General features: G+C 42.4%; 28 protein-coding genes. 25 read left to right on the top strand and 3 right to left on the bottom strand.

The features are described from left to right. Window positions 1–40: 40 nt before the first annotated feature. From DFP75_RS05900 to DFP75_RS05885, 4 genes are all read left to right on the top strand, one after another. Window positions 41–553: a GspH/FimT family pseudopilin gene (locus tag DFP75_RS05900; RefSeq protein WP_110573243.1), complete on the top strand. Its 513-nt coding sequence runs from the start codon at window positions 41–43 to the stop codon at window positions 551–553. Then, complete coding sequence (locus DFP75_RS05895) at window positions 550–927, top strand: type II secretion system protein (protein WP_110573241.1); 378 nt, start codon at window positions 550–552, stop codon at window positions 925–927. The genes DFP75_RS05900 and DFP75_RS05895 overlap by 4 nt, the downstream gene beginning before the upstream one ends. Then, complete coding sequence (locus tag DFP75_RS05890) at window positions 924–1,805, top strand: type II secretion system protein (protein ID WP_110573239.1); 882 nt, start codon at window positions 924–926, stop codon at window positions 1,803–1,805. Before DFP75_RS05895 ends, DFP75_RS05890 begins: the two co-directional genes overlap by 4 nt. An 82-nt stretch (window positions 1,806–1,887) precedes the next feature. Beyond that, window positions 1,888–2,343, top strand: coding sequence for a hypothetical protein (locus DFP75_RS05885; protein ID WP_110573237.1), 456 nt, complete (start codon window positions 1,888–1,890; stop codon window positions 2,341–2,343). Here DFP75_RS05885 and DFP75_RS05880 read toward each other — a convergent pair. Further along, window positions 2,327–2,587, bottom strand: a complete 261-nt coding sequence (locus tag DFP75_RS05880) for a PP0621 family protein (RefSeq protein WP_110573235.1) — start codon at window positions 2,585–2,587, stop codon at window positions 2,327–2,329. The genes DFP75_RS05885 and DFP75_RS05880 overlap by 17 nt on opposite strands. A gap of 73 nt (window positions 2,588–2,660) precedes the next feature. On the opposite strand from DFP75_RS05880, the gene DFP75_RS05875 reads away from it, so the two are divergent. The 21 genes from DFP75_RS05875 to DFP75_RS05770 all read left to right on the top strand — a co-directional run bounded on the left by DFP75_RS05875 (window position 2,661) and on the right by DFP75_RS05770 (window position 22,467). Then, entirely contained in the window at window positions 2,661–4,298 is a 1,638-nt protein-coding gene (locus DFP75_RS05875) for an NAD+ synthase (protein WP_110573233.1), read from the top strand. A 127-nt stretch (window positions 4,299–4,425) separates the two neighbouring features. After that, a complete protein-coding gene (locus tag DFP75_RS05870) occupies window positions 4,426–5,787 on the top strand; it encodes an FAD-dependent oxidoreductase (RefSeq protein ID WP_245926993.1) in 1,362 nt (453 codons plus the stop codon). A gap of 563 nt (window positions 5,788–6,350) precedes the next feature. Continuing rightward, on the top strand, window positions 6,351–7,133 hold the full coding sequence (locus DFP75_RS05860; protein WP_110573227.1) for a hypothetical protein: 783 nt from the start codon (window positions 6,351–6,353) through the stop codon (window positions 7,131–7,133). A gap of 92 nt (window positions 7,134–7,225) precedes the next feature. After that, entirely contained in the window at window positions 7,226–7,540 is a 315-nt protein-coding gene (locus DFP75_RS05855) for a DUF6966 domain-containing protein (protein WP_110573225.1), read from the top strand. Between the two features lie 111 nt (window positions 7,541–7,651). Then, window positions 7,652–9,841, top strand: a complete 2,190-nt coding sequence (locus DFP75_RS05850) for an ATP-binding protein (RefSeq protein WP_110573223.1) — start codon at window positions 7,652–7,654, stop codon at window positions 9,839–9,841. A gap of 108 nt (window positions 9,842–9,949) precedes the next feature. Continuing rightward, window positions 9,950–10,552 carry a hypothetical protein gene (locus DFP75_RS05845; protein ID WP_217494965.1) on the top strand — a complete coding sequence of 201 codons (603 nt, stop codon included), beginning with the start codon at window positions 9,950–9,952 and terminating at the stop codon, window positions 10,550–10,552. 62 nt (window positions 10,553–10,614) lie between these two features. Next, window positions 10,615–11,073 (top strand): GNAT family N-acetyltransferase, encoded by a 459-nt coding sequence (locus tag DFP75_RS05840; protein WP_245926992.1) that lies wholly within the window; start codon window positions 10,615–10,617, stop codon window positions 11,071–11,073. Window positions 11,074–11,212: 139 nt separating this feature from the next. Beyond that, complete coding sequence (locus tag DFP75_RS05835; RefSeq protein ID WP_110573220.1) at window positions 11,213–11,809, top strand: class I SAM-dependent methyltransferase; 597 nt, start codon at window positions 11,213–11,215, stop codon at window positions 11,807–11,809. Between the two features lie 134 nt (window positions 11,810–11,943). Then, window positions 11,944–12,360 carry a GNAT family N-acetyltransferase gene (locus DFP75_RS05830; protein WP_110573218.1) on the top strand — a complete coding sequence of 139 codons (417 nt, stop codon included), beginning with the start codon at window positions 11,944–11,946 and terminating at the stop codon, window positions 12,358–12,360. Window positions 12,361–12,610: 250 nt separating this feature from the next. Further along, entirely contained in the window at window positions 12,611–12,811 is a 201-nt protein-coding gene (locus DFP75_RS05825) for a hypothetical protein (protein ID WP_110573216.1), read from the top strand. Window positions 12,812–12,966: 155 nt separating this feature from the next. Then, complete coding sequence (locus DFP75_RS05820) at window positions 12,967–13,230, top strand: CopG family ribbon-helix-helix protein (RefSeq protein ID WP_025265718.1); 264 nt, start codon at window positions 12,967–12,969, stop codon at window positions 13,228–13,230. After that, window positions 13,227–13,517, top strand: a complete 291-nt coding sequence (locus DFP75_RS05815) for a type II toxin-antitoxin system RelE/ParE family toxin (RefSeq protein ID WP_110573214.1) — start codon at window positions 13,227–13,229, stop codon at window positions 13,515–13,517. The genes DFP75_RS05820 and DFP75_RS05815 overlap by 4 nt, the downstream gene beginning before the upstream one ends. A 243-nt stretch (window positions 13,518–13,760) precedes the next feature. Beyond that, window positions 13,761–14,330 carry a DJ-1/PfpI family protein gene (locus tag DFP75_RS05810; RefSeq protein WP_110573212.1) on the top strand — a complete coding sequence of 190 codons (570 nt, stop codon included), beginning with the start codon at window positions 13,761–13,763 and terminating at the stop codon, window positions 14,328–14,330. 160 nt (window positions 14,331–14,490) lie between these two features. Next, window positions 14,491–14,850 (top strand): ribbon-helix-helix domain-containing protein, encoded by a 360-nt coding sequence (locus DFP75_RS05805; RefSeq protein WP_110573210.1) that lies wholly within the window; start codon window positions 14,491–14,493, stop codon window positions 14,848–14,850. A gap of 166 nt (window positions 14,851–15,016) precedes the next feature. Continuing rightward, window positions 15,017–16,066 (top strand): 23S rRNA pseudouridine(2604) synthase RluF, encoded by a 1,050-nt coding sequence (rluF, locus tag DFP75_RS05800; protein ID WP_110573208.1) that lies wholly within the window; start codon window positions 15,017–15,019, stop codon window positions 16,064–16,066. 488 nt (window positions 16,067–16,554) lie between these two features. Then, window positions 16,555–16,908: a DMT family protein gene (locus DFP75_RS05795; protein ID WP_110573206.1), complete on the top strand. Its 354-nt coding sequence runs from the start codon at window positions 16,555–16,557 to the stop codon at window positions 16,906–16,908. Between the two features lie 24 nt (window positions 16,909–16,932). After that, window positions 16,933–17,934, top strand: a complete 1,002-nt coding sequence (locus DFP75_RS05790; RefSeq protein ID WP_110573204.1) for a hypothetical protein — start codon at window positions 16,933–16,935, stop codon at window positions 17,932–17,934. A gap of 3 nt (window positions 17,935–17,937) precedes the next feature. Further along, the gene (locus tag DFP75_RS05785) at window positions 17,938–18,780 is read left to right on the top strand and encodes an LEA/WHy family protein (RefSeq protein ID WP_110573202.1); all 843 of its coding nucleotides are present in this window, start codon (window positions 17,938–17,940) and stop codon (window positions 18,778–18,780) included. A 145-nt stretch (window positions 18,781–18,925) separates the two neighbouring features. Then, window positions 18,926–20,203 (top strand): paraquat-inducible protein A, encoded by a 1,278-nt coding sequence (locus DFP75_RS05780; RefSeq protein WP_110573200.1) that lies wholly within the window; start codon window positions 18,926–18,928, stop codon window positions 20,201–20,203. Then, window positions 20,200–21,846, top strand: coding sequence for an intermembrane transport protein PqiB (pqiB, locus tag DFP75_RS05775; RefSeq protein ID WP_110573198.1), 1,647 nt, complete (start codon window positions 20,200–20,202; stop codon window positions 21,844–21,846). The genes DFP75_RS05780 and pqiB overlap by 4 nt, the downstream gene beginning before the upstream one ends. A gap of 15 nt (window positions 21,847–21,861) precedes the next feature. After that, window positions 21,862–22,467: a PqiC family protein gene (locus DFP75_RS05770; protein WP_110573196.1), complete on the top strand. Its 606-nt coding sequence runs from the start codon at window positions 21,862–21,864 to the stop codon at window positions 22,465–22,467. On the opposite strand, the gene DFP75_RS05765 is transcribed toward DFP75_RS05770, so the two are convergent. Further along, window positions 22,443–23,306 carry an alpha/beta fold hydrolase gene (locus DFP75_RS05765; protein WP_110573194.1) on the bottom strand — a complete coding sequence of 288 codons (864 nt, stop codon included), beginning with the start codon at window positions 23,304–23,306 and terminating at the stop codon, window positions 22,443–22,445. The genes DFP75_RS05770 and DFP75_RS05765 overlap by 25 nt on opposite strands. Window positions 23,307–23,496: 190 nt before the next feature. Next, a complete protein-coding gene (locus tag DFP75_RS05760) occupies window positions 23,497–24,783 on the bottom strand; it encodes a cation:proton antiporter (RefSeq protein WP_110573192.1) in 1,287 nt (428 codons plus the stop codon). Window positions 24,784–25,304 lie beyond the last annotated feature (521 nt).

The raw sequence follows: 25,304 nt of genomic DNA, 5'->3' as shown, positions 1-25,304 counted from the left end.
TCTTATCGCATGCCAAAATTTGAAAACAAGGAGGTTTTCAATGAGCCGTCAACACGGTTTTTCCCTACTGGAATTGCTCTGCGTTCTGGCAATTTTAAGTATCTTGGCCCATATGGGGTCACTGCATTTTCTTCATGTTAGCCAACAAGCTCAAGATCAAAACACCCTAAAAACAGAAATGAAGCGTCTAGCAGACGCACTGACTCAAGCTCGCCAATTGGCGGTTTTAAGCGGTCAAACCAGTTTTGTTTGTGGTGGTATCCGATGTGTGGGGGATTGGTCTCTGGGATTCATGCTTTATCAGTTGGAATCTCGCACTGGTGCTAAAAATGCGTTTAGGCAAATCGCCTTTGACCCTTCCGTCACTGTGTTGTGGCATGGATTTCCGATTAAAAAACAGCAAATAGAGTTTCTGCCTAATGGCTTGTCTGGTTATCAGAATGGGACGTTTTCATTTTGTTTAGGAACATGGCAAGCGGACTTGGTATTAAACCAAAGTGGGCGATTTTATCTGTCCGATCCACAACCAATGGTTGGAGGGCAGTGCGGATGAATTTGCCTAGTGGAATTTATGAAACACATCCAAGACAAAGGCAAAGAGGCTGGATCATGCTTGAGGTGGTTCTTTGCTTGGCGCTGTTTTCTGCTGTTCTGTATGTGGCACAACGGCAAAGCTCTGCTCAATGGCAATTCACTCAGCAAGCCAATGAGCAGCGCAAACACACGGAAAACCAGCAAAAACAAGCGTCTATGGTGCAGCTAACCGGCTCTGTAAGTTGGCTGGATCGTTCCCAAGATACTCACGTACAAATATACCCAGATTGCCAGCGATGCTCAGGCGATGATTTAACACGCTGGTTTCAGGCTTCATTACACCCTTTGCCTAAATCGGCGGTTATGACGTCAAAAAAGGAGGCTGAACAATGAATCTGAGACAATATTTGAAGGGCAGTTTATTTGTCGAGTTGCTGGTGGTTTGTGCCTTAATTGCCTTGTTTTTACCCTTTTTAGTCACCGCTCTCGCGCGTATGCAAGAACGCCAATTATTGGCGCAAACTTATCAAGATCAACACATCATCAAAAACGCCATTCGTTCTCACATCAAAGCGCAATGGGCGCGCCTTTTGCCAGCGAGTTGCCGTATAGATGAGCGCTTATTTTTAACGATTGAATCGGGCGATGTGCCTCCTGCGCGTTTGGCAGCACGTGAAGTGAGTAAAGGCTCCGATTGGTTAAAGGGCGTGGATTATGGTTTGTGTCGGCGCTCGATAATGCTTGATGACAACCCAATAGAAACGACCATGGATTGCCATTGGAAAGCGGGGGATAAGGCGTCATTTTCGTCTTGCGAGTCCTACTATGATGGTCAGGTTTTAAATGTAACGACGAGAAAAAGCGTCATCGATTTTGGTGTAGACGTTGCCCTAGGGCAGTCTGGCATTATCGAAAGCCAAGACGCTTTCTATTGGTATGTCTCAACAGGCAAAGAAGGCGTAAACGCACTCTGGCGAACACCAGAAGAGAGCGGTAATTCTTTAGAGCTGTGGAATGGGATTGAACGTATTGCTGTCTATCCATTATTGGATAGCAGCGGCAACGGTTTAGTGGATACATTAGAAACGCGCCATGGGGAATTTTCGCTAACAAGCATAAAGGGCTTGTGGGTGGAATATCAGTACCAATTAAGTGATTGCAAAATGTCAGGCAAGACAGCGTTTCAGCAGGAATATCATTCTATGAGAGATGAGGTCTGGCGTTATTTGTCGCCTTGTCAGGGGGTAGGCAATCAAATTATTGTTCTTTAAATGCACTGACGTTAAACGCGTATCTGAAGTGCTTGGATAAGGAAAAGCACAGCCCGAAAGAAACATTAAGGAAACCTAGAAAATGGATTTTTCTTTGTTAAAAGCCCAGCGCGGCTGGGTATCGCTGCCAATTATTGCGCTACTGTTCATCGTAGCGAGTGTGTCTATGCATTACCAAGACAGAGTGTTGGCTTCCTATCAGTGGCGCGGTCAGTTGAATGAAATCGAAATGGAACAGCAAATTTGGCAAGATTTTCAACAGGCTTGGATAGTGTCTCCAAGTTTTACTACGGCTAAGGCAAGTGAATGCCTTGGCTTTTGTGAGTTAAATGATCCTAACTTGGAGGGCTCTTGGTTTAATAAAGAAGGGCGACTACTGCATTATCGGTGGGAAAGCTACGAGTCTTTACCGGAGGAATCTGAGAATAGTCAGGTTTACTATCGACTGTGTGCCACACAAAACCAGCAACAATATCGCTGCTGGTGGTGGCGTGAAAGTCAGCGCATTTCAAGCGGTTGGGTCAGTGCTTCTGATTAAAGGCTTTTAAATGCTCGGCACTGCAAAATGCACGTGCTTCTTGGTCATGAATGGCATGAGAGCGCGGCGTAAAAGTTTGGCATTCTGCACAACGAACCATACTTTCTTGAGACGCTTCTTTTTTACTTTGGCCTTTATTTTTACTTCCCTGCTGCGATTGGCCCTGCTTAAAAATGATAAATTGGCGGTATAACCACCAACCAATAAAGAAAATAGCAACAAAAACGATCAAACGTACGATCATATACTTTACCTAGCTTAGGTTATTCCAGACAATAACGGGCATATTCTAACAGAGTTCACGAGATAGCAACTGTATGACATTACGAATTGCAATGGCCCAGCTGGATATGCTGGTCGGCGACATTACAAAAAACACTCAATCCGTCATCGAAGCGGCGAAAAAAGCCCGTGATGAAGAAGGCGCAGACGTCGTTGTTTTCCCTGAGTTGACGTTAACTGGCTACCCACCAGAAGACTTATTGTTACGTTCTAGCTTGGACCAGCGAATTGAATCTGCCTTGGCAAAATTATTAGCCGAGATTCGCGATATTTATGTGGTGGTTGGTTATCCGCGTCGAATCGATGGAGAGCTATTTAACTGCGCTGGGGTGATTTATCAAGGCGACTTGTTGGTGGAATACGCCAAGCAGAAACTGCCTAACTTCCTCGTGTTTGATGATAAGCGTTACTTTAGCGAAGGCCAAGAAGCAGGCCTGGTGGACATCAAGGGCGTAAAAGTCGGTTTAAGTATTTGCGAAGATATTTGGCACCCAGAGCCGATTGCCCAAGCTAAAGCCGCGGGTGCAGAACTTATCCTTAACTTGAACGCTTCGCCTTATCACATCGAAAAAATGGGCGAACGCGAAGCATTGCTTCATCAGCGCGCGACAGAAGTCTCCTTGCCGATTGTTTATGTGAACTACATGGGCGCACAGGATGAGTTGGTATACGAAGGCGGCTCATTTGTGGTTAACGCCAAAGGCGAGAAAATCATGCAAGCGCCTTGGTTTGAAGCGGGTCTATACAGCATCGATATGATCGTCGACGAAAGCCAGCCTAACAAAGTTGAACCTGTCGCAGGTGTCATTGCTCCAGCATTAGGTTTGGAGGCCAGCGTGTATCAAGCCATGGTGCTTGGCTTGCGTGATTACATCACCAAGAACCGCTTTAAAGGTATTGTGCTGGGCTTAAGTGGTGGTATCGATTCTGCTTTGTCTTTGGCGGTGGCAGTGGATGCCATTGGTGCTGATCGTGTACAGGCGGTAATGATGCCTTACACTTACACCTCGTCCATTAGCTTGCACGACGCCGAAGAAGAGGCCAACTTGTTAGGCGTGAAATACAGCGTTTTACCGATTGAATCCATGGTGTCTGCGTTCAGTGAAGTGCTTGCACCTGAGTTTGAAGGTTACGGTAAAGACACCACGGAAGAAAACCTGCAAGCGCGTACTCGTGGCGTGACCTTAATGGCAATCTCTAACAAGAAAGGCTACATGGTCTTAACCACAGGCAACAAAAGTGAAATGGCGGTAGGCTATGCCACTCTTTATGGCGACATGGTTGGTGGTTATTCCGTACTAAAAGATGTCTTCAAAACCTTGGTATTCAAACTTTGCCGCTACCGTAATACTTTGGGCTACGTCATCCCTGAACGTGTTATCACCCGTCCACCTTCAGCGGAACTGGCTCCAGATCAAAAAGACGAAGATTCCTTGCCAAGCTATGACATCCTCGATGAAATCTTGCGCATGTACATTGAAGAGGATCAAAGTGCAGACGCTATTTTAGCGACTAACCAATTTGATCGCGACACAGTGCATCGCGTACTTCGCTTAGTGGACGTAAACGAGTACAAGCGTCGTCAAGCGCCTACTGGCGTTCGAATTACTGCTCGTGGCTTTGGACGAGATCGTCGTTATCCGATTACCAATGGTTGGCACATCGGCGAGTAAAGTTTAATAAAACATCGACTATAGCTTACCAATAGAAGTGATAAGAGTGGCAAACGAGAAGAGTTGTTGGACGGTATGTCCAGAATGTCAGGGGCGCGGTAAAAAAAGCCGAAGACTACGAAAAAAAGTGCGTTTAACTTACCAGAAGGAATGGGATGCCTTCGTTAAAAACAATGGTGAAGGCGTAGAACCTATTCGTCCCAAAGGACATCTTGAATCTTGTCTGCCTTGCTCTGGTGCAGGTGTCATACCGTCCGATGAGTTCCCACCTGTAGACACAGAAAATTACCCTAATGTCGCCATCATTGGTGGCGGCATTGGTGGTGTTGCTTTGGCTGTTGCCTGTTTGCACAGAGGCATTCCTTTCACATTATACGAACGTGACAGTAGCTTTAATGAGCGCTCCCAAGGTTATGGTCTAACCCTGCAACAGGCGAGTAAGGCAATTGAAGGCTTGGGGATTTTTGCCTTAAAAGAAGGTGTTATTTCCACTCGTCATCTTGTTCACACCACACAAGGTAAAGTGGTTGCTGAATGGGGAATGAGAAAATGGATGGCATCGGCTGAACAGCCAAGTTCGGTAAAGCGCACCAATGTCCATATCGCTCGTCAATCACTGCGTTTAGCGCTACTCGATCAACTCGGTGAAACTAGTGCAGTGCAGTGGAATCATCAGCTCGTTGAATTTACAGAATCCGATGGCGCGGTTGAGCTAACCTTTAAAGTAGGTAATGAAATTAAACGCAGCACAGCAGACCTTGTTGTAGGCGCTGATGGCATTCGAAGTGCTGTACGCAAGCAATTGATCGGCGATGAAGCCAGCCCACTGCGTTATCTTGGCTGTATCGTGATTCTAGGCATTTGTTCATTAAGCGATCTTGATGGCATTAAAAGCGACTTATTGGATTCCGCGACCGTTTTTCAAACCGCCAACGGTAATGAACGAATCTACATTATGCCCTATGCCGCAGATTCTGTGATGTGGCAGTTGAGCTTTCCCATGTCAGAAGATGAGGCCAAGCAACTAAACGCCCAAGGGCCACAAGCCCTTAAAGAAGAAGCTTGCCGAAGAACCCAGTGGCACGACCCCATTCCACAGATCTTATCCGCTACCAAAGCTTCCATGGTGTCTGGTTATCCTGTCTATGATCGCGCCTTACTAACATCGGCAGACCTAGCCGCAAGCGGAAAAGCCACCCTAATAGGCGATGCTGCCCACCCAATGAGCCCGTTTAAAGGCCAAGGCGCGAACCAAGCCTTATTAGACGCACTGGTCTTGGCAAGAGAAATTACCAAGGGATGCTGGTCTTTATCCCATTGGCGCGAGAAAGGCATACGTGAAAGCGTGCTAACCGCATATGAAGCCGAAATGTTAGAGCGCAGTGCCGTAAAAGTGAAAGACTCCGCCGCCGCCGCTGAATTCTTGCATTCTGAAATGGTATTACACGAGAGTGACGAACCGCGAGGGCGGTATCTTAAGAAAGACTGAGTTCTTTCGTTCAGCAAAAAGCTAAGCGGAGTTGAGTTCCTTCCCCTTTCTTCAAGGGATTAGAATGGGGTTATTTTTTTGGGCTTCATAGTGAGCCACCAAAGAACGTAGGTCTGATGAGACGAGGCACGAGGCGTGATCTGACGCTGAAAGCGAAGCTTTCATTGTTTAGGTAGGTCGAGCCTTTATGCCGACAATCAAAGGATCCTGAGCTAATAAAGAAGATGTAATTTATGTCTGTATATACAGTCTATTTTTGAAATAAACGCATTTTTGCGCGTTTAGCCATTTCAAATAAACCCGTTGTGCGCGTTTTGTACTGGTAGAAAGTAAAAAAGTTTCCTAATATCAATGAATAAGGATCTACCGTGTGCTCTTTTTTAGGAAATAACGTGCAGTGGATAAATGAAAAAACACGCATGCTCGTTTTTCCGGTTTTGGCTTTTGCTAGCATCTCTATTCATGGCTTTAGAGTCAGAGACTTACAAGGATATTAAGAAGGTTTTAAATATGTTTAAACATGCATGCAGACTATTAAGATGTTAGCTTTCTTTGGAGATTAAGTGCCTAATTTAAAAATGACACTTCTAGAAAATTCAATAAGCTTTTTCTTGGAGTCTGTGAATAAGGCAATTCAGGCCGAATCAGACGAAGACAAATGGAAATTTGCGATACTGCTATTAGTGCAAGCAATCGAAACTAGCTTAAAAGAGCGCCTGAGAAGAACCAATGAAATATTTGTTTATTCGAACATAGATAAGCCGAAGCATACAGTAGATCTGGGCCTGGCGATTGAAAGGCTTGAAAAAATATCGAAAGTTAATTTAAAGCAACCTGATGTAAAGTGCATTAGGACTGCATCTGAGCTTAGAAATCAAATTGTTCATTTTGAGTTTGATCTTTCGATAGAGCAAATTAAGTCTAACTTTGTGAGTCTTGTTGGTTTTTATACATCGTTTTGTCGTGATCATTTGGATTCAGATATTGTTTCTCTACTTCCTCCTAAACTCCATTCAGAGCTGCTAAATCTTGATAGCTATATCGAAGAGTTAGAGAACAGAGCTTCCGAACGAATGGTCGCTGAAGAAATTCCAGATGATGAGGTATGGGAATGTCCAGCTTGTAAAAAAGATACATTTGTAATTCACGATGGTACAGATACTTGTTACTTATGTGGTCATTCTGAGCCAGTTGTTGAATGTGAGCATTGTCAGGCTCTTGAGTTTGAGGAAGACCTTGAGCAAGTAGATTTTGGTAATATGAAGGGCTGGGAAAGCTATAAGGCTCTGTGTAAAGATTGCTTTTCCAAACTGGAAAATGAAAACCCTTATGAAGAGTATTATTGAGCAAAAGCTAACAAACGCGTCAATTGGGACTGGTTTTCCGCTGGCGCTCCAAACCAGCTCATTACGCGGGTGTTAGCTGCCTGAAGGAAGTTATGTACGATAAAACTAGAAAAGATCTAATTCTGACAATTGTGTTGCTTGAGGAAGATGAAAGTCGTTGGTCACAGTTCTTTCAAAAGGCTTTGGCTGCATTTGATGATGGTGAGTACCAGCGCTGTGCTGAAACTATACTTTCGGGTAGCGGAGGCATGGGAAGCCTTAATGATCTAGTTTTAGGTCAAACCACAGATAAAAATGGTAAGTTTCAGTGGAAACCAAACCATGAAGAAATTAACAATCAATTTCAAGAGTTGCTTTCTTCATTGTATGCATTTGCGCAGGGTATGCAGCGTATAGCTAACAAGTAAAATTACTTGACGTCAAAACCGCCGCTTTGCTCTGGTTTTACCGCCCGTGCTTTAGGTGTTATAGGGCTGGGTGATAAATTCGGTCTTGGTGAATAATTAAAAGGATGTGTTATGGATAGCCTAAAAGTATACCTCAAAAACTGTTATGGTATTTCTTCATTAGATGAAACTTTTGATTTTTCGAGTGCCGGAGGAAAAGCTAAAGCTTACTCAATTTATGCCCCAAATGGACTAATGAAAACATCGTTCTCTAGAACTTTTGAAGCTTTATCAAAAGATGACCAGCCAAATGAAGAACGTTTTAATCGCCAGCCTACTTGTATTGTTAAAGTTGATAATATCGATATACAAAAGGAAAAAATATACGTTCTTAAATCTGAAATAGAAATTAGCTCCGACAACGAAGCCGTAACGAACATTCTTATTAATCAGGAAAGTAAAGCTAGATATGACTCATTAGTCACAGATATTAATAAGTTGAAATCAAAGCTAGAAACATCGCTACAGAAAAAGTCAAAAATAAAAAAAGATGATATCGAAAATATACTGAAAAATGACTTTCAAACAGATAGTTTCTCAAAGGCAATAGAGTTAGCAAAAGGAGTTTTCATTGGCGAAGACCTAGAAAGCTTTATTTATAATGAGATATTTGACCCTAAGGCTATTTCAATATTAGAGAGTTCTGAGTTTTTATCAAAGTCCAATGAGTTTAATCAACGGTATCAAGAACTCTTTGATCAAGCAGGAACAATTTATACTCGCGGAATTTTTAACCCTGTAAAAGCTGATACTTCATTTAATACCTTAAATAAACAAGGGTACTTTGCCGGTGGGCATAAAGTTCATCTAAAAGGTGATAATTCTTCAATTGATTATGAAGAGCTCCAAGAAAAAATGAGGATTGTACATGAGTCAATCGACAGTGATGCTGAGCTTAAAAAATTAAGAAGCAACTTAGCTAAGAACGCACAAACGCAAGCGCTAATTACATTGTTGGAAAATATTTCTGCAACGGAAGTTGATTTGCTTTTACAAAATACAAAGCCTGAGAAGCAAGTAGAGTTCAAGAGGTGTCTATGGGCTTTTTATGTTCAAAACAGTCCAGATTCTGACGTATTCCTAGAGGCTTTTTCTGCCAACCAGGCTGAGTTACGTCAAATTGAATTGGACGCTGCTACAGAAGCTCCGAATTGGTCTAAAGCTATAGAGCTTTTTAATAATCGCTTTGTCGATATGCCATTTACTTTATCATTATTCAACCAAGTTGAAGCTGCTTTAGGAAGAGATAAAGCAAAATTAAAGTTCACATTCAAAGATGGTGATGATCAAATAGACTGTACTAGAAGCGAAATAAAGTCTTTAAGTCAAGGGGAGAAACGCGCACTTTATCTTCTAAATTTTATCTTTGAAGTCGAAGATAGAAAAAGAAAATCAGCAGAGACCATTTTTATTATTGACGACGTTGCAGATTCTTTCGACTACAAAAATAAGCATGCTATTGTTCAATACCTTGAAGATATTTCTAAAATCGAACATTTTTCACAGTTAATTCTGACTCATAATTTTGATTTCTTTAGAACTTTGGCAAATAACTTTGTTCATCGTGAAAGATGTTTAATGGCTAGCAGAACTGAAAATGGTATAGCGTTTTCTCAAGCTGAAGGTATTAAAAACTACTTTATCGGAAAGTGGAAAAGAAACATAAATAATAGTGATTTTATTCTTTGCGCGACAGTACCTTTTACAAGAAATCTAATTGAATATATTAAAGGTGAGGCCGATCCTGATTACTTAAAGCTTACTAGTCTATTGCACTGGAAAGAAGATACAGACCAAATTACTATCGGTGATTATTATGAAATCTATAATCGCTTATTTAATACAAATTACCCGACTAACGATGCAAGCTCTTTCAAAGAGTTATTGTTTGTTAAAGCAAATGAAATTAAAGATAGGGCTAACCATGAGGGGCTTAATTTAGAAGATAAAGTGGTTTTGTCAATAGCTATTAGAATGAGAGCTGAAGTTTTTCTTATCGAAGAAATACGAAAAGTAAAATCTGATGATACTTATTGGTGTGAATCAATGAATCAGTTTGGTGCTCTAATAAAATCCTATACAAAAGAATTGCCTGATAGTCAAGCTATCAGAACCCTCGAGAAGGTTAGTATTACTGTTAGCTCTAATATTCACCTTAACTCTTTCATGTATGAACCGATATTAGATTTGACTATCGAACACTTAATTAAATTGTATTCAGAAATTTTAGAATTAGAATCTGCAGTGCCAGTTCCTCAATGAAGTGAACCCGCCCTATAATAAGACCTATAACAAGACCATTAAATTCGCTCGCTACGGTCGCCTGACGCTCGCGAGGATTATGGCGGCGTTATATGTAAGGAGTTAAACGTGTCGCCTCAAGATGTACAGTCTTTAGCTGAAACTTTAAAAATTATTAATGAAATAACGGCTTCGAAGCCAAACGAGTGGCTTCCTGTTTATGCCGCTCTGGGTGGTGCGGTAGCTGGCGCAATAGCCTCATTTTTCCCAACTTGGATCATGGAAAAACGTCGTGATGTGAACTTTTCCAGGCAAATCGAAAATTGTCTTCTAGCAGAAATAAAAGCTCTTGTAGAAATTATTGATCATAGAGGTTACCTCTTGGCCATTGAAGAGACAGTAACCTACCTGAGAACACAGCCAGAAGGCGTATTATGCACTTTGATTGTAGATGTTCCTCCTCACTATTCGAGGGTGTATCAAGATAACTGCAAAAATATTGGTGTCATCATAAATGGCAAAGCGTCTGAAATTATCACTTTCCATCAATTAATCGACGCAGTTGTTCAAGATATTAAGCCTGACGGAGCTTTTAGTTCTGGAGCTACGCTAGATACCTTTGAAAAAATGCTAAAAATATTCGAGGAAGCTTTGAGTATTGGCAGGAGTCTAACCAAAACACATAACAAATCAAGCCAGCAGGACACCAGCGAAGCTGGTGCCTCTGCTTGAAGCGTCATGTTTCTATCACTGTTCAACGTAATCTGGAGATTTAATTGATTAACCTAAGGAAAATGAGAGTTGAAGAGTATCCTGCTTATTGCGATTATTTTATCGCTGATTATAGCCAAGAAATCGCTCAAAATTATGGTCACTCGATTGAAATCGCCACTGATTTAGCTCATCAAGATCTAATTAGACATTTTCCAAATGGTCTTGAGACCAACGAACATGATTTAATGTGTATCGAAATAGATTCGGCTAATTCTTTAAAAGTTATTGGTTATCTGTGGCATTCTATCAAATCGAGTGATGCATCAACGTTCATTTACGATTTCTATATTGCAGACGAATACCGTGGTAATGGTTATGGAAAACAAGCTATCAGCCAACTTGAAAAACTTTTGGTTTCTGCTGATATTAATCAAATTAAGCTTAGAGTTGCTTATCAAAATCAACGAGCATTAGCTCTGTACCAAGAAATTGGCTTTACGATTTCTGGCTACAATATGTCAAAGAAATTAGTGCGTTAAATAAAAAACATAACAGATTGCTGGACGCAGACTCGATACAGTTGTCGCGGTTTTTGCTAAGAGAAAAGGCAGAAAAACAGCACCAACTTACTCGCCGGTGAGCGCGGCGTCATGTACTTTCACGGAAAATCACATACTTATGGATGAAAATGCTGAAATTTGGCGTCAGTACTACGAAAAGGCACTAACTCGCCCACATTCAAAACGTACTGAGTTTGCAGTTCGACTCAATGAATCAAATCTCAAAGTAGCCATTGACTGTGGTTGTGGCACTGGCAGTGACATCCAGTATTTAGAACAACAGGGTTTTCGAGTTTATGGTTTCGATATTAATCCAGATTCGATTGCTATTTGTAGAGACAGGTTTAGTTCAAAGTCATTAGTGGACATTTCAGAGTCTTCGTTTGAGTCTTTCGACTATCCTAAATCTGGTGTTGTTGTTGCAAATTCAAGTCTGTACTTTGCTGACCCCAACCAATTTGAAACGACTTTGGGCAATATTAAATCTTCAATTCAGATCGGTGGGGTATTTGCTGGTGACTTTATGGGTTTGAAAGACAGTTGGGCTGACAACTACCGTAGTCCAACAACACCTTTATCGGAATCAGAGGTAAAGGGTTTGTTTTTTGACTTTGAAATAGTCAGTTTCTTTGAACATGATGAAGGTGCTAAAACTTCATTGGGTAGAATGAAGCATTGGCACACATACTCCGTGGTCGCGGTGAAACGTAGATAACACGGCGCTTAAGTCGGACTGCAAATCTATGGCGGTTTAGGTTCAATTGGATAGGGTGTTTACGGTGGTTATTTGGGTTTTGGTGGTGTTTGCAGCAACAAAGCTTAGCGTTATAATCTAGGAGGAAACCTCAAATGGAATACATCATCAGATCAGCTTCAGAATTGGATGCCAACGGTATCAATAAAGTCTCAGAACACCTTGGCTATTCTCAGTTATCCTCCACTGAATCCACCACAAAACTTCAAGAATTGCTCCATTCTACTCAAGACCAAGTATTTGTAGCGGAGTGGCAAGGTCAAATTATTGGTTGGCTACATCTTTTCTATGCTAGACGCCTTGCATCTGACAACTTTTTTGAAATTGGTGGTTTAGTTGTTTCCCCTGAAAGTCGCGGTCACGGTGTTGGTCGAGCATTAGTTCAATATGCTCAAGCTAAAAATTTAGGTAAGTTCAGAGTTCGTTGTGACGAAAAGAGGCTTGATGCGCACAAGTTTTACGAAAGTATCGGGTTTAATGTCAAGAAGGTTCAGTGCGTGTTTCAAGGCTGATCATAACAAAGCGTCTAGAGTTATTCCTAACGCTTGCTAATATAAAAACTTCGCTTTCAGCGTCAGATCACGCCTCGTTCCTCTTCTCATCAGACCTACGGTTTTTGGTTCCATTATGAAGTCAGTTAGACGCGACGAAGTTACCCGCTCATCAGAGTGTCATTCATTGTTTTGATCTGAGTTCATAAATAGTGACAAGACTATCGTCATGCAGTCTCATCTAGACTCCGTGGACCATAAAGGAGGATCTTTGCTAAAGGATGTTGTGCGTTTGAAAGGCATATCGGATCAAAATATTGAAAAATACATGATTCTTGTGATTCCCGAATATGAAAGTGATGAAGTGAACGTCAATCTAAAGAAAGCTCTGTTTGGTGTAGAAATATCGAGTATTCATGTTAAACGCGAGTATCCGCACGATCATTTCAGCATCAGGATTTGGAAAATATAATTGGTGAGATGTTGAGATTTCCGAGTGCCAAATAACAATCAGCAGCAAGGGACAAAACTACGTTCCGCCCCTGTGCTAGGCGTTATAAATCACTCTAGCCTTGAGTGTTCGCATGTACTAAAATGTATTACAAATTAGTACAGGAGATCGTTTTAATGGGTATTACAAGTATTCGGCTAGCGGATGACATAGATAAGCCACTTGAATTTTTAGCTAGCAAGTTAGATAGAAGTAAGAATTATCTTATAAATCAAGCGATTAAAGAGTTTTTGGCAAGGCAGTCTGTAGAGGAGTCTCGGTGGGCAGACACTCTGGAGGCTCTAGAGTCTATTAAAGCGGGTAAATCCATTGCTGAAGCAGATGTGAATGCCTGGCTAAATAGCTGGGGCACTGGTGAGCGTAAAGAGCCACCGAAATGATAGAGGTTGAATATTCTCCAGAGTCGGTGAAAGATCTTCAACGGGTTGTCGAGTTTGTTGAGGTTCAGAATCCTTACGCCGCACGAAGAATCGCAATTGATCTTCAAGAAGGAATTTTCAAACTAAAGCAATTCCCTGAAATTGGCTTGCCGGTCATAAAAGCGCCAGATCCTGAAAAAATCCGAGATCTATATATTGGTGATTACACCGTCCGGTATTTAATCACCAGTGGTATTGTTTATCTTTTGAGAGTTTGGCACAGCAAGGAAAGTGAGAAAAATTTATAACAAAACAAAGCAGCGAATTCGCTATGTTCCTCGCTGTTTCGTTTTGTGTCGGCCTAAAGGCGCGACTTACAAGATGAAAGCTTTGCTTTCAGCGTCAGATCACGCCTCGTTCCTCGTCTCATCAGACCTACTGTTTTTGGTTTCGAAAAGGGGAAGGGTTCAATGTAATAACCCATTAATACCTTTTTGCTTTCTCTAGCTGTTACAACATAGGACGTTTTAACCAAAACAGGAGAAGGTGTCATGTCTAATAAAAAAATCTTAATGATCACGGGTGATTTCACGGAAGACTATGAAACTATGGTGCCGTTTCAGGCGTTAATGAGTGTCGGTCATACGGTGCATGCGGTGTGTCCAGATAAGAAGTCTGGCGATACCGTGGCGACAGCGATTCATGATTTTGAAGGCGATCAAACCTATACGGAGAAGCCGGGGCATCGTTTTGCGTTGAATGCGACGTTTGCGGATATCAAGGCGGAAGATTACGATGCTTTGGTGATTCCCGGTGGGCGAGCGCCTGAGTATCTTCGTTTGAATAAAGCTGTCGTTGCGATGGTTAAGCATTTCTTTGATGTCAACAAGCCTGTGGCGGCGGTGTGTCATGGTGCGCAGTTGTTGGCGGCTGCAGGTGTTTTGGAGGGCAGGAAGTGTTCTGCGTATCCTGCTTGTCAGCCCGAGGTGGAGCTTGCGAAAGGGGAATTTATGGATATTCCCGTTGATCAGGCGGTGACCGATGGCAATTTGGTGACAGCACCGGCGTGGCCTGCTCATCCTGCCTGGCTTGCGCAGTTTTATGTTTTGCTAGACAAGTAAAAAGCTGAGACTCGGTGAGTCTATGAGGGCGGATTTGATTTTGTCATGAGACAGTAAAAGTTAAATTCGTCCGACTATTTTTCTGCATCTTCGGCTAGACTGTTTGCATTGAGTTATTTCATTCCAATAATAAAAAACGTCATTCGATAGGGAAAATACAATGTGTAAGCTCTTTGTGAATTCAGATCCTAGTCTGTGGGAAAATGTCACTCGTTCTTTGCGTATTGATGGCATGGTCACCAGTATTCGATTGGAAAGTTTCTTTTGGTTTACGCTGGAAGAGATTGCTCAGCGCGATAAGTTGTCCTTGTCGCAGATGATTGCCAAGCTGAATCATGAAGCCTTAGATGCGGGCCATAATTTGGATAATTTCACGTCTTTTCTGCGAGTCTGTGCGATGCGTTATCTGCATTTGCAGACCATCGGAATGTTGCCGCACTCGCATGACGTGAGTATTGCTTCTCTTAATACAGATCGTATTCTTGAACAGGAAAAATACTATTTAGAGACGCATCAATAATCCTTTATTCGCCGTTTTTGATTGCGGATATATTTCTAGATTTCTTTGTATCTCCCTAAAATGCTCACGGCGTTTCCTATATAATGTGCGCCATCTCGTTGTTACGATTCATTCAGTTTAAGCTTTTCATTTTTAGAAAGGCTTTTTATTAGGTAAACGGCACTTTATGTTTAACGCTTCCTCTACTCGTTTAAATAAATACATCAGCGAAAGCGGTATCTGCTCTCGAAGGGACGCTGACCGCTTTATTGAACAAGGTAATGTGTTCATCAATGGCAAGCGTGCTTCGGTGGGCGATCAGGTGGTTGCTGGCGATACGGTGCGAGTGAATGGGCAAATCATCGAGCCGCAAGACGCGGATGATTTTGTTTTTATCGTTCTTAATAAGCCGGTTGGTATTGTGAGTACGACGGAGAGTTCCGAGAAGAATAATATTGTTGATTTTGTTAGCCACGGGGTGCGTATTTTCCCAATTGGTCGTTTGGACAAGGATTCTCAGGGGTTGATCTTTTTGACCAATAACGGTGATTTGGTTAATAAAGTGCTGCGTGCCGGGAATAACCACGAGAAAGAGTATTTGGTGACGGTGAATAAGCCGATTACCGATGACTTTATTGCTGGTTTGGCGGGCGGTGTGCCGATTCTGGGGACGATGACGAAGAAATGTCCGGTTAAGAAGGTCACAGCGAATGTCTTTAACATTACGTTAGTACAGGGTTTGAATCGTCAGATTCGTCGTATGTGTGAGTATTTCGGCTATGACGTTGTGAAGCTTGAACGTACGCGGATTATGAATGTAAGTTTGAAAGGAATCCCTGTTGGTGAATGGCGAGATTTAACGCAGAAGGAGTTGTCTGTGCTGCTTAAGTCTGTTGAGGATTCTTCTTCGGAAGCCAGTGCACCCGCTAAGAAGTCTCGCAATGCACCGCGTAAAAATACTCGTTCTGCTGGTGCGTCAAAGCCGAAACCACCAACAAAGCCCAAGGCTGCGACGAAAGGCAATACTAAACACCCAAGGGAGGATTCTAGAAAGCCTGCTGGTTCGAAAGGAAAAGATCGTCGTCCTTTTGGTGATGGCAAGAAGCCCGCTGGAAATGGGGCTGGTAAACGTCCGACTGGTAAACCTAGTGGCGCACCAAAAGGAAATGGTAAGCCTGCTCCTAAAGGTAAACGTCCTGCAAATGGTCGTAGCCCTCAGAAATCATCGCGCCCGTAGTGATGAAAAATAAAAAAGCCCTAATGATAAGTTAGGGCTTATATGGCTCGAATCTAGTGCCACCAATAAGATGATGGTGGCTAGCAGGCGAGGTTAGTTTCCTAATATACTGTTGGTGGTCGATTTTTTAGACACCTTCGCTGCTTTCTTTTCTTTTGCCGTTAAAAGCGGTTTCTTCTTTGAATCTTTCTTACTGTTTTGACCTTTACTCATGATATTCACCATTAGCCATAACTGTATAACCTTCGTGGGCTTTTGCCTACGATAGGGCTGTTGCTACGCTTGGTATTCACACTGTGAAAGTGATGTCGTAGCCCCCTGAGTATGTGCTTATTGCAGAGCAAGTAAAGGGTTATTTGAGAAGATATTGTAAGTTTGCAGCAAGCGTTTTAGTTTTGTTTATAATGGGCGACATGCAGCTAAGGATAGTGGTTTTTTCTGTCTTTTTGCGTCTATTTTTTGACTTTCGTGTGTTGTGAGAACGGTGTATGAACCCTATTGCGTTAAGTGTTTCGTTGCTTATTTGTAGCAATATTTTTATGACTTTTGCATGGTACGCACATTTGAAAGAGCTGAATAATAAGCCCTGGATTATTGCGGCTCTGGTTAGTTGGGGAATCGCATTGTTCGAGTACTTGTTGCAGGTGCCTGCTAATCGAATCGGTTATACCGCACTGAATGTCGGACAGTTAAAAATTATGCAGGAAGTGATAACCTTGATGGTTTTTGTGCCGTTTTCAGTTTATTACTTAAAAGAGCCTTTAAAATTGGATTACCTTTGGGCTGGCTTATGTTTAGTCGGCGCCGTTTATTTTGCTTTTCGCAGTAAGTTTAGCGTGTAGCAGACATTGTCTATAAGGATGGTTATGTATACCGACGAAGATTTAAATTTAGCCGTCAAGCAAGGTGTCTTTTCTGCTAATGCCGTGGAGGAGTTCCGTCAGCTTGTATCGTCATCAAATGGCTCATCTGCGGTAGATGAAGAGAACTTTCGCTTGGTGGGCGGTTTTAACGATATCTTTATCGTGATTGCTTGTGCCTTGCTGCTGTTTTCATCGCTTTGGGTATTGATGTCAATTCATGACAGTTTGGCGTATTTGGTGTTTGCCGCCTTGTCTTGGGGGTTGGCTGAAGTTTTTGTGAAGCGTCGGAAAATGGCGTTACCTGCCATCGTGCTGCTGCTTACTTTTGTGGGCGGAGCTTTTAATTTTGCGGGGTCTTTATTGGGTGATCAGTCTAGCTATGCGGTGATTTTTTCAACTGCGGTGTCTACGCTGGCTGCTTATCTTCATTGGCGTCGTTTTAAGGTGCCAATTACGGTCGCTGTTGGTACAGCAACAGCCTTAGCTTTGTTGGGTTCAAGTGTGCTGAGTCTTTTCCCTCAAAGTGCAGGGTTTACGATGGTCACTTTGTTTTTGTGTGGTTGTATATCATTTTCCTTGGCGATGTACTGGGATGCAGGTGATACGAGCCGTACAACACGTAAGTCGGATGTGGCATTTTGGTTACACTTGTTGTCAGCCCCTTTAATTATTCATCCTATTTTTTCTAATTTAGGCATTTTAGATGGTAATGAAAGTTTGACGAATATGCTGTTGATTGTCCTTTTGTACATGTTGATGACGGTGGTGTCTATCTCGATTGATCGTCGTGCTTTTATGGTGTCGTCTTTGATATATGTAATTTACGCTTTGGTTAGCTTGTTTGACCATTATGGTGGCGTGGGTTACAGCTTTGCGGTGACTGGGGTTGTAGTGGGAGCGTCGTTACTTTTATTGTCTTTTTATTGGCATTCTGTTCGCTCTGTGTTTGTACAAAGACTGCCTGAGCGTATACAAGGCTATCTTCCAGTAATTAAGAAGGCGTAGAGCATGTTTTTTCGTTTTATAACTATGGCGCTTATTGTGCTTTTGTCTGGTTGCAGTGCGTTGCAAAAGACGATGGATGTTCACAAGCCAAAAGCGTCGGTAACTGGGGTTGCCATTGAGAGTTTGTCGACAGAGTCTGTCACGCTGCTGGTGGATGTGAAAGTCAGTAACCCTAACTCTTTTGCTCTTAAAACAGCGGGATTTGATCTGGATTTATTGATCAACCAGCAGAACATAGCCAAGGTGAAGCAGCCTGATGCCAGTTTGTCTTTGCCAGCAAAAGGCAGTAACAGCATCGCTTTGCCGGTGACATTGACCTTTGATCAAGTCATTAAGAGTGTTGGCGATTTATCCAAAATGACCGAGTTCAACTACGCAGTAGACGGCGATGTTGTGGTTGATTTGCCTGTATTAGGCAACTTAAGTATGCCCGTTCATTTTGCCGGTGCTCTTCCTATTCCAAAGCAGCCGGAGGTGGCATTTAAGAATTTGAATGTGGACTCTATTGGGCTGAGCGGGGTTAAATTGAGTGTTGATTTAGAGGTGACTAACCCAAATCGCTTTGATGTAACATTGAGCAAAGTCGGCTATCAATTGAAAACAGCAGGTAAGTCGTTGGGCGAAGGCAATATACAAAACATCAGTTTGCTGGAAGGAAAAACTCAGCGTCTTTCTATACCGCTTTCCATTAGCGTGGGGGATATGGGATCGAGCTTATATCGCCTTTTGATGAGCTCGGACCCCGTGTCTGTTGATGTCAGCGTGGAAGCGGATGTGGATACGAGTATCCGTGGTTGGAAGTCCACGCCTTTGTCGTTTGAAACTCAGCAGATATTACAGCGTTAGTGATGTGTCGTTCTCTCTAGGAAGGCTACTTTTTAGCATATTTAGGTTATTGGAATATCTTTGATAGCTTGATTATTGTCATAGGCTTCGTGTTAGATAGGTTGGTTGCTTTAACTTAATTAGGTATGTAGTTCGTGGCTTTATTATGAGTGATTCGCAATTTCATGAAACGATCACCATCTGTGATGAGTGTGATTTTGTTAATTGTATTCCGCCACTGGAAGCTGGCGAGCGCTACCGCTGTCAGCATTGCGATCATGTTTTAGTGAGTGTCCATAAGCATGTGTCTGCAAGGATCATGGGGGCTGGTTTGTCCTCTTTATTGATGCTTGCGTTAGCCATGAGCTTTCCATTTTTAGCCTTCTCGACAAATGGCATCAAGCATAGCGTTACTCTATTCAATACTCTTGAAGTCTTGTTGGGGCAGGGCTACCTGATTCTTGGTGCCATTATCAGTCTTGCCTTGTTTGTTTTTCCAATTATTTACCTAGTGTCGGTTTTGTTTTTGGTTTGGTCTTTTCGGCATCCGCAGCAGCTCACGTTGCGCACTATTCAAGGGTATAGTTTGCATTGGGTGACGGTGATGCAACCTTGGTTGATGGTCGATGTTTTTCTGGTGGGGGTATTGGTCGCTTTAGTAAAAATGAACAGTCTGGCCGATATTTCCTTTGGACTGTCTTTTTGGGCTTTTTGTGGTTACGTAATATTGTTGCTTAAAACGGTTGTATTGGTTGATAAACGGTGGTTTTGGCATCAAATTTCTGGTCAAGCGGCTAATGTAACTGGTACAGAGGCAACGGCTAAAGGGCAAGGGTTGCTTGCTTGTCATTTTTGTGGTGCGAGCCATACTATTGATACCACTCACTGTAATCGTTGCGGTCATTCTGTTTATAGCCGACGTCCAAGGAGTATAAGTACTACCGTTGCGTTACTTGTTGCTTCTTTGGTGATGTACATTCCTGCGAATGTATTCCCTATCATGCAAACGACATTTTTGGGCAGTACGGATCCTTCCACCATTATGGGTGGGGTTTTATTGCTTTGGTCTTTAGGCTCTTATCCCGTTGCGCTGATTATCTTGATTGCGAGTGTGGTGATACCGCTTGCCAAAGTGTTGGCATTGAGTTGGTTGTGTTGGCAGGCTTATTTTCCTGATGATAAACAGACAGAGCAAAAAATTAAACTGTATCGGATTACGGAATTCGTTGGGCGTTGGTCGATGATCGATGTGTTTGTTGTGGCTATTTTGACCAGTTTGGTGCAGATGGGGAATTTTATGTCAATTTTACCTGGGCCTGCCGTTTTGTCATTTACCGCTGTTATTGTCTTAACTATGTTAGCGGCGATGACATTTGATCCAAGGTTATTATGGGATAAAGCGCCTGAATCGAGTGCTTCTGCTTTGGAGAGGGGAACAGAGTGAGTGATCAGAACAAGCAAGTCGAAAATATGCGACAAGTCAGATTTAATTCTATTTGGCTAGTGCCGCTAATCGCCTTGATAGTGGCTGGCTGGATGCTGTATGAAAACTGGTCTAGCCAAGGTCCTGTTATTACTTTGGTCGCGTCTAATGCCGATGGACTCGAAGTAGGTAAAACCAAGCTCAAATCACGTAATGTGGATGTGGGAAGGGTGATTGGCATTCGCTTAAGCGATGACTTTGAAAAAGCGATTATTAAGGTACGAATGCAGCATGGTACAGAGCAAATGCTGCGCGACGATGCTCGATTTTGGGTGGTGAAGCCTAGGATAGGCAAAGAAGGCGTGAGTGGTTTAGGAACCTTGTTGTCTGGTGCTTATATCGATATGAAGCCAGGAGCTAAGGGTCGATTACAAACGGATTTCACCTTGTTAAGTCAGCCACCACTTTCAACAGAAAACGAAGGCGTGCGCCTTGTTTTGTCCAGTATGGATGGGGTGAAGTTGGATGTGGGTGCGCCTGTGCATTTTCGTGGCTACGAAGTGGGTTATGTCGAGAAAGTGGGCTTCGATGCCAATAAAGGTGCCATTACTTATAATGTGGTTATCCGCTCGCCTTATGATGCTTTGGTGAATAGTGAGTCACAGTTTTGGTTAACGCCGGGGCTTTCTTTTAAGAGTTCTGCGAGTGGCTTTGAGGTTCGTCTTGATTCCCTAGAAACCTTCTTTGCTGGTGGGATTTCATTTGGGTTACCAACAGGCCGTATGGCAGGTGTACCTGTTGCAGACATGGCGACTTTTCGTTTGTACGCCTCGAAAGAGAGCGCCACAAATAACATGTACAGCGAGTTTATAAACTACGTATTTATGTTCGATAGCAATGTGAGTGGGTTGACACCAGGCGCTGCTGTGGAATTTCGAGGAGTAAGAATTGGCACTGTCTTAGAAGTGCCATTTAGCGGCATTCCAATGCAAACCTTAACTGGGCTAGATAAGCCGTTGATTCCGGTTCGAGCAAGAATTGAACCGCAACGTTTAAATGCTCTGAATCCCGAGAATGGAATGTCTCTTGCGCAATGGAATGATTATATAGAAGAGCGAATTGCCAATGGTTTACGAGCATCGCTAAAAATTGGTAACTATTTGAACGCCGCCAAAGTGATTAATATCGACTATGTTGATAATCCTCCTCCTGTTAAATGGAAAGAGTTTGCTGGGTTTAATGTTTTCCCAACATCACCGGATGCCTTTGCCAATATGGAAGATAAAGTGGCTAAAATTTTAGATAACTTGTCTCAGGTGCCTATCAATAGTACGTTGGAGCAAGTGTCTGCAACGATGAGCGAGGCAAGTGAAGCCTTGCGTCAGTTACAAGTTGTTAGTAAAGGTGTGACGGAATTGCTCAATTCGCCTGACACTCAGCAGTTGCCTGCCGAATTGACAGCGGCGATAAATGAGCTGAATTTGACATTAGAAACGTATCAGGCCAATGGTCAAATAGGCGGCCCATTAAGAGAGAATATGGTGTCTTTAGGTCGTGCATTGAATGAATTACAGCCATTACTTCGTCAACTTAGGGAAAACCCAAATACCCTAATTTTTGATAGTAAACCACGTAGTGATGTGCAGCCTAAAGCCGCGAAATAGTACAAGGACAAGACAATGGTAAAAGTAGGTTTTCGTGTCATTTTGTTGTTGATAGTGAGCTGGATGGTCGTAGGTTGCTCGACCCCTGCTGTACAAAGCCATGAATACTTATTAATGGACGCTGACTTAAAAGAGGTGCAAGCTCTTCCCACAAACAGTACCTCCGTACAGTTAATGCCAGTGGTTGTAGCGAACTATTTGGCGGGTAACGAGATCGTATTGGTAACGAATAAAGGCACAGTGCATCGTTCTCAAAGTAATTTATGGGCAGAGACATTATCTCCACAGTTAACGCGTTTAACGCAGCAGCGTTTAGAAAGAACATTGCCTGACATTACGTGGTTTGCAGGCCAAAGGTTACCTTCTTATGCAATCGCATTGCTTAATATTGAAGTTGATGATTTTTATGCGGATTTAGAGGGGGTTGCCCATATTTCTGGGCGTTGGCAGATTATTTCAGAAACAGGAGAGCTGTCTGCGTCTAATACTTTTTATGTGAAAAAAGAATTACAAGCAGACGGCTACTCGGCCATGGTGCAAACCTTATCTGCTAGCTGGTTTAATCAAGTGGTTGACCCTATGGCACAAGCGATTGCTCAATCGTTTTCTATAAAAGATTGAATGTGATCAAACACGTGCATAGGATGGGTCATATGCAGGCAATGGCCATTCGCTTCGATTATTTTCAACTCCGCATTTTTGAGTTTTTGCTGTGTGTATTCGCCCACAGAAACATCCACTAATGCATCATTGGAACTTTGTAATAATAAGCAAGGGTGGGAGATTTTAGGCAGTAGCTTACGGCAGTCGGAGAAAAAGGTCGCTTGGGCAAAAGGTTTGGAGTAGGTGACATCGGTAGAGCAGAAGCTCGTCAGTAGTTCATTTATTAACTGGTCGTTTTCATCAACGTTGGCGTCTATTTTTGGTAATCCCGCCCCGACCACCATGGGCGCTAAATAATTCCCCCAGCCAATATAGTCTTTGTCCATTAGTTGAATTAAACCTTCTAGGTCACTTCGTTCAAAGCCGCCTTGGTAGTCTTCACCATAATTTATGAAGCAGGGAGAAGGGCATATGGAAACCATATGTGAGAACAGTTCAGGTCGTTGATCCGCAACAATCCAACCAATCGTACTGCTAATTGAATGGCCCACAAAGATGACGCTTTGTAGGTTTAATTCATCACAAATTTCAATAATGTCTAAGGCATAACCTTCTAGGTGTTGATAACGACTTTCTTGGTAAGCCGAAAAGTCGGAGTTTCCGCAACCGACATAATCAAACATGACAACATTGAAATGCTTTTCAAGGTGAGGAAGCACAAAGCGCCACATATTTTGATTACAACCGAAACCGTGAGCCAACAGAATGGTTTGGCTGCCTTTGCCTGATATCTTGACATTATTGCGCTTGGTGATGAGTGCTGAATGACAAGGCTTACTTTGTAGGGTTTCTGACACTGTTGTGCTCTCTTGTACTAAGTGAATTCTGGTTGTGTGTTCCTATAAAAGTATTTTATGACGATAACATGTTTATTTTTGTGATCTATGACAAATATTGTGAAATGAATAGAAAGTGAAGCAGATAAATTTTAGCCAAAAAAAAGCCAACTTGATGCTGGCTTCTCTATGATGTAATTACTGCTTTGGCTTACTTCGTTTTTTCTTTTGCCGCTTCGATGCTTTTCTGGATCAACGGAGAGATGGTTAAGCCTTGTACAATGATGGAGAAAATAACCACGACGTAGGTAATAATGACCATGATGTCGTGTAAATCCAACCCTTCAATCATCATTTGGTTTTTTGGAATAGCCGCCGCCATCGCTAACGCCAAGCCTCCTCGTAAGCCACCCCATGTCAGGATTTTTACCGAATGCTTATCGTATTCACGGAATTTTTTGAACAATAAATAAGGGCTTCCAACGCTAATAAAACGAGCCAACAAAACAATAGGAACCATGACTAAGCCAAGGCCAATGATTTGCCATGTTAAAGGAATCGTAACAATCAGCATGCCGATGATTAGGAAGAGTAAAGCGTTTAAGAAGCTGTCAGTTGCGTGCCAAAAATCTTTTACGTAACGTGTGCCATCAGGCCCACGTCTTTTTGATGCCGTTGCTCGCGTAATGTTACCAAGAAGTATGCCGCTGGTAACCATGGCAAGGGCACCGGAGATTTCCCAGATATTTGCCAGCGCAAAGCCAGCAGAAGGGATAGTTAACGTAACGAGCAAGCGTGTGTTTATGTCTTTGCAGTTGATGATGACAAAATGGCCAACCAGTGCGATAACAAGACCGAATGCGATACCACCAATAGCGTCCACTAAAAAGAGCTCTGCGACCTCGGTGAAGTTTGCTTCAGTGCCATAAAACGCGACAGCGAAAATGGTGGTGAAAATAACTAAGCCAACACCATCATTAAATAAGGATTCCCCTTCTACTTGAATAGAGATGCCTTGCGGCGCACTCATTTGCTTGATGATTGCCAGAACGGCAATAGGGTCCGTAGGGCTAATCAAGGCGCCAAATAACAAGCAGTAAATGAAAGGAATAGGGAAGTTAAACAGCGAAAAGGCGAAGTAGCTTAAGTAACCAACGATAAAGGTCGACACTAGGGTAGAAAAAAGCACCAGTATGGTGATTTCCCAACGCTGCCTTTTTAATGCGTTTAGGTCAATTTCTAGCGCCCCAGCAAACAACAAAAAGCCCAACATTCCTTTAAGTAATAGCTGATTAAAGTCGATGCCGGAAACAACTTGGGTGATAAATAAGGCTGTTTCATCGCCTAGCATCTTTACTGCAAGTATCAAAAGTAAGGAAATAACAACGGATCCAGTGGTAATCGCGATTGTTGTTTGCATTTTTAGTATGTATTGGTTGGTAAAAGCGATAAACACCGCTAGTGCCGATAAGAAACAGATGAGATACCAAGCGTTCATGTGAGAACCTTAACATTTATCAATAAAGAGTGAGATCTATAAAAGGGAGCACGGGGGGATGCTGGGACAGTATGTTATCCCTAGAATTTGTCTATGTCACTGTTTGGCTGTACAAAAAACAGTCCTAATGCGCGATTTTTTTCAAAAAACAAGAAAGTTTATTTCAGAAATCATCTCTTATGACGATTTTTTACTTTTTATGTAGGAAAATAACAACGTCATGGTGTTGGGTTGTGCATTTTTTGAATACCATGAGCAAAAAAATCATTCTTACTTTGAATGGCATTCTTGAGTGTGGTCAGTCGCTTAAAACAATATCCATGATTTTTTCATAGTTTGTAAGTCTTTTTCATTTAACCGAATTTTTCATTCTTTTGGCCGTCATTTACTTACAAAACCTAACCAATTGGTCTGAATTAGATGAAGCGAGCTCCCAAGGAGAGTATAATCTGCCACATTTACACTATGTGAGATTTTGCGCGATTGCTGCCTACGTCATTACTTTGTGAAAAACAAACTCG

The organism is Marinomonas alcarazii, from assembly GCF_003208215.1.
Taxonomy (GTDB): Bacteria; Pseudomonadota; Gammaproteobacteria; order Pseudomonadales; family Marinomonadaceae; genus Marinomonas; species Marinomonas alcarazii.
This window is presented reverse-complemented; position numbering and strand designations above follow the sequence as displayed.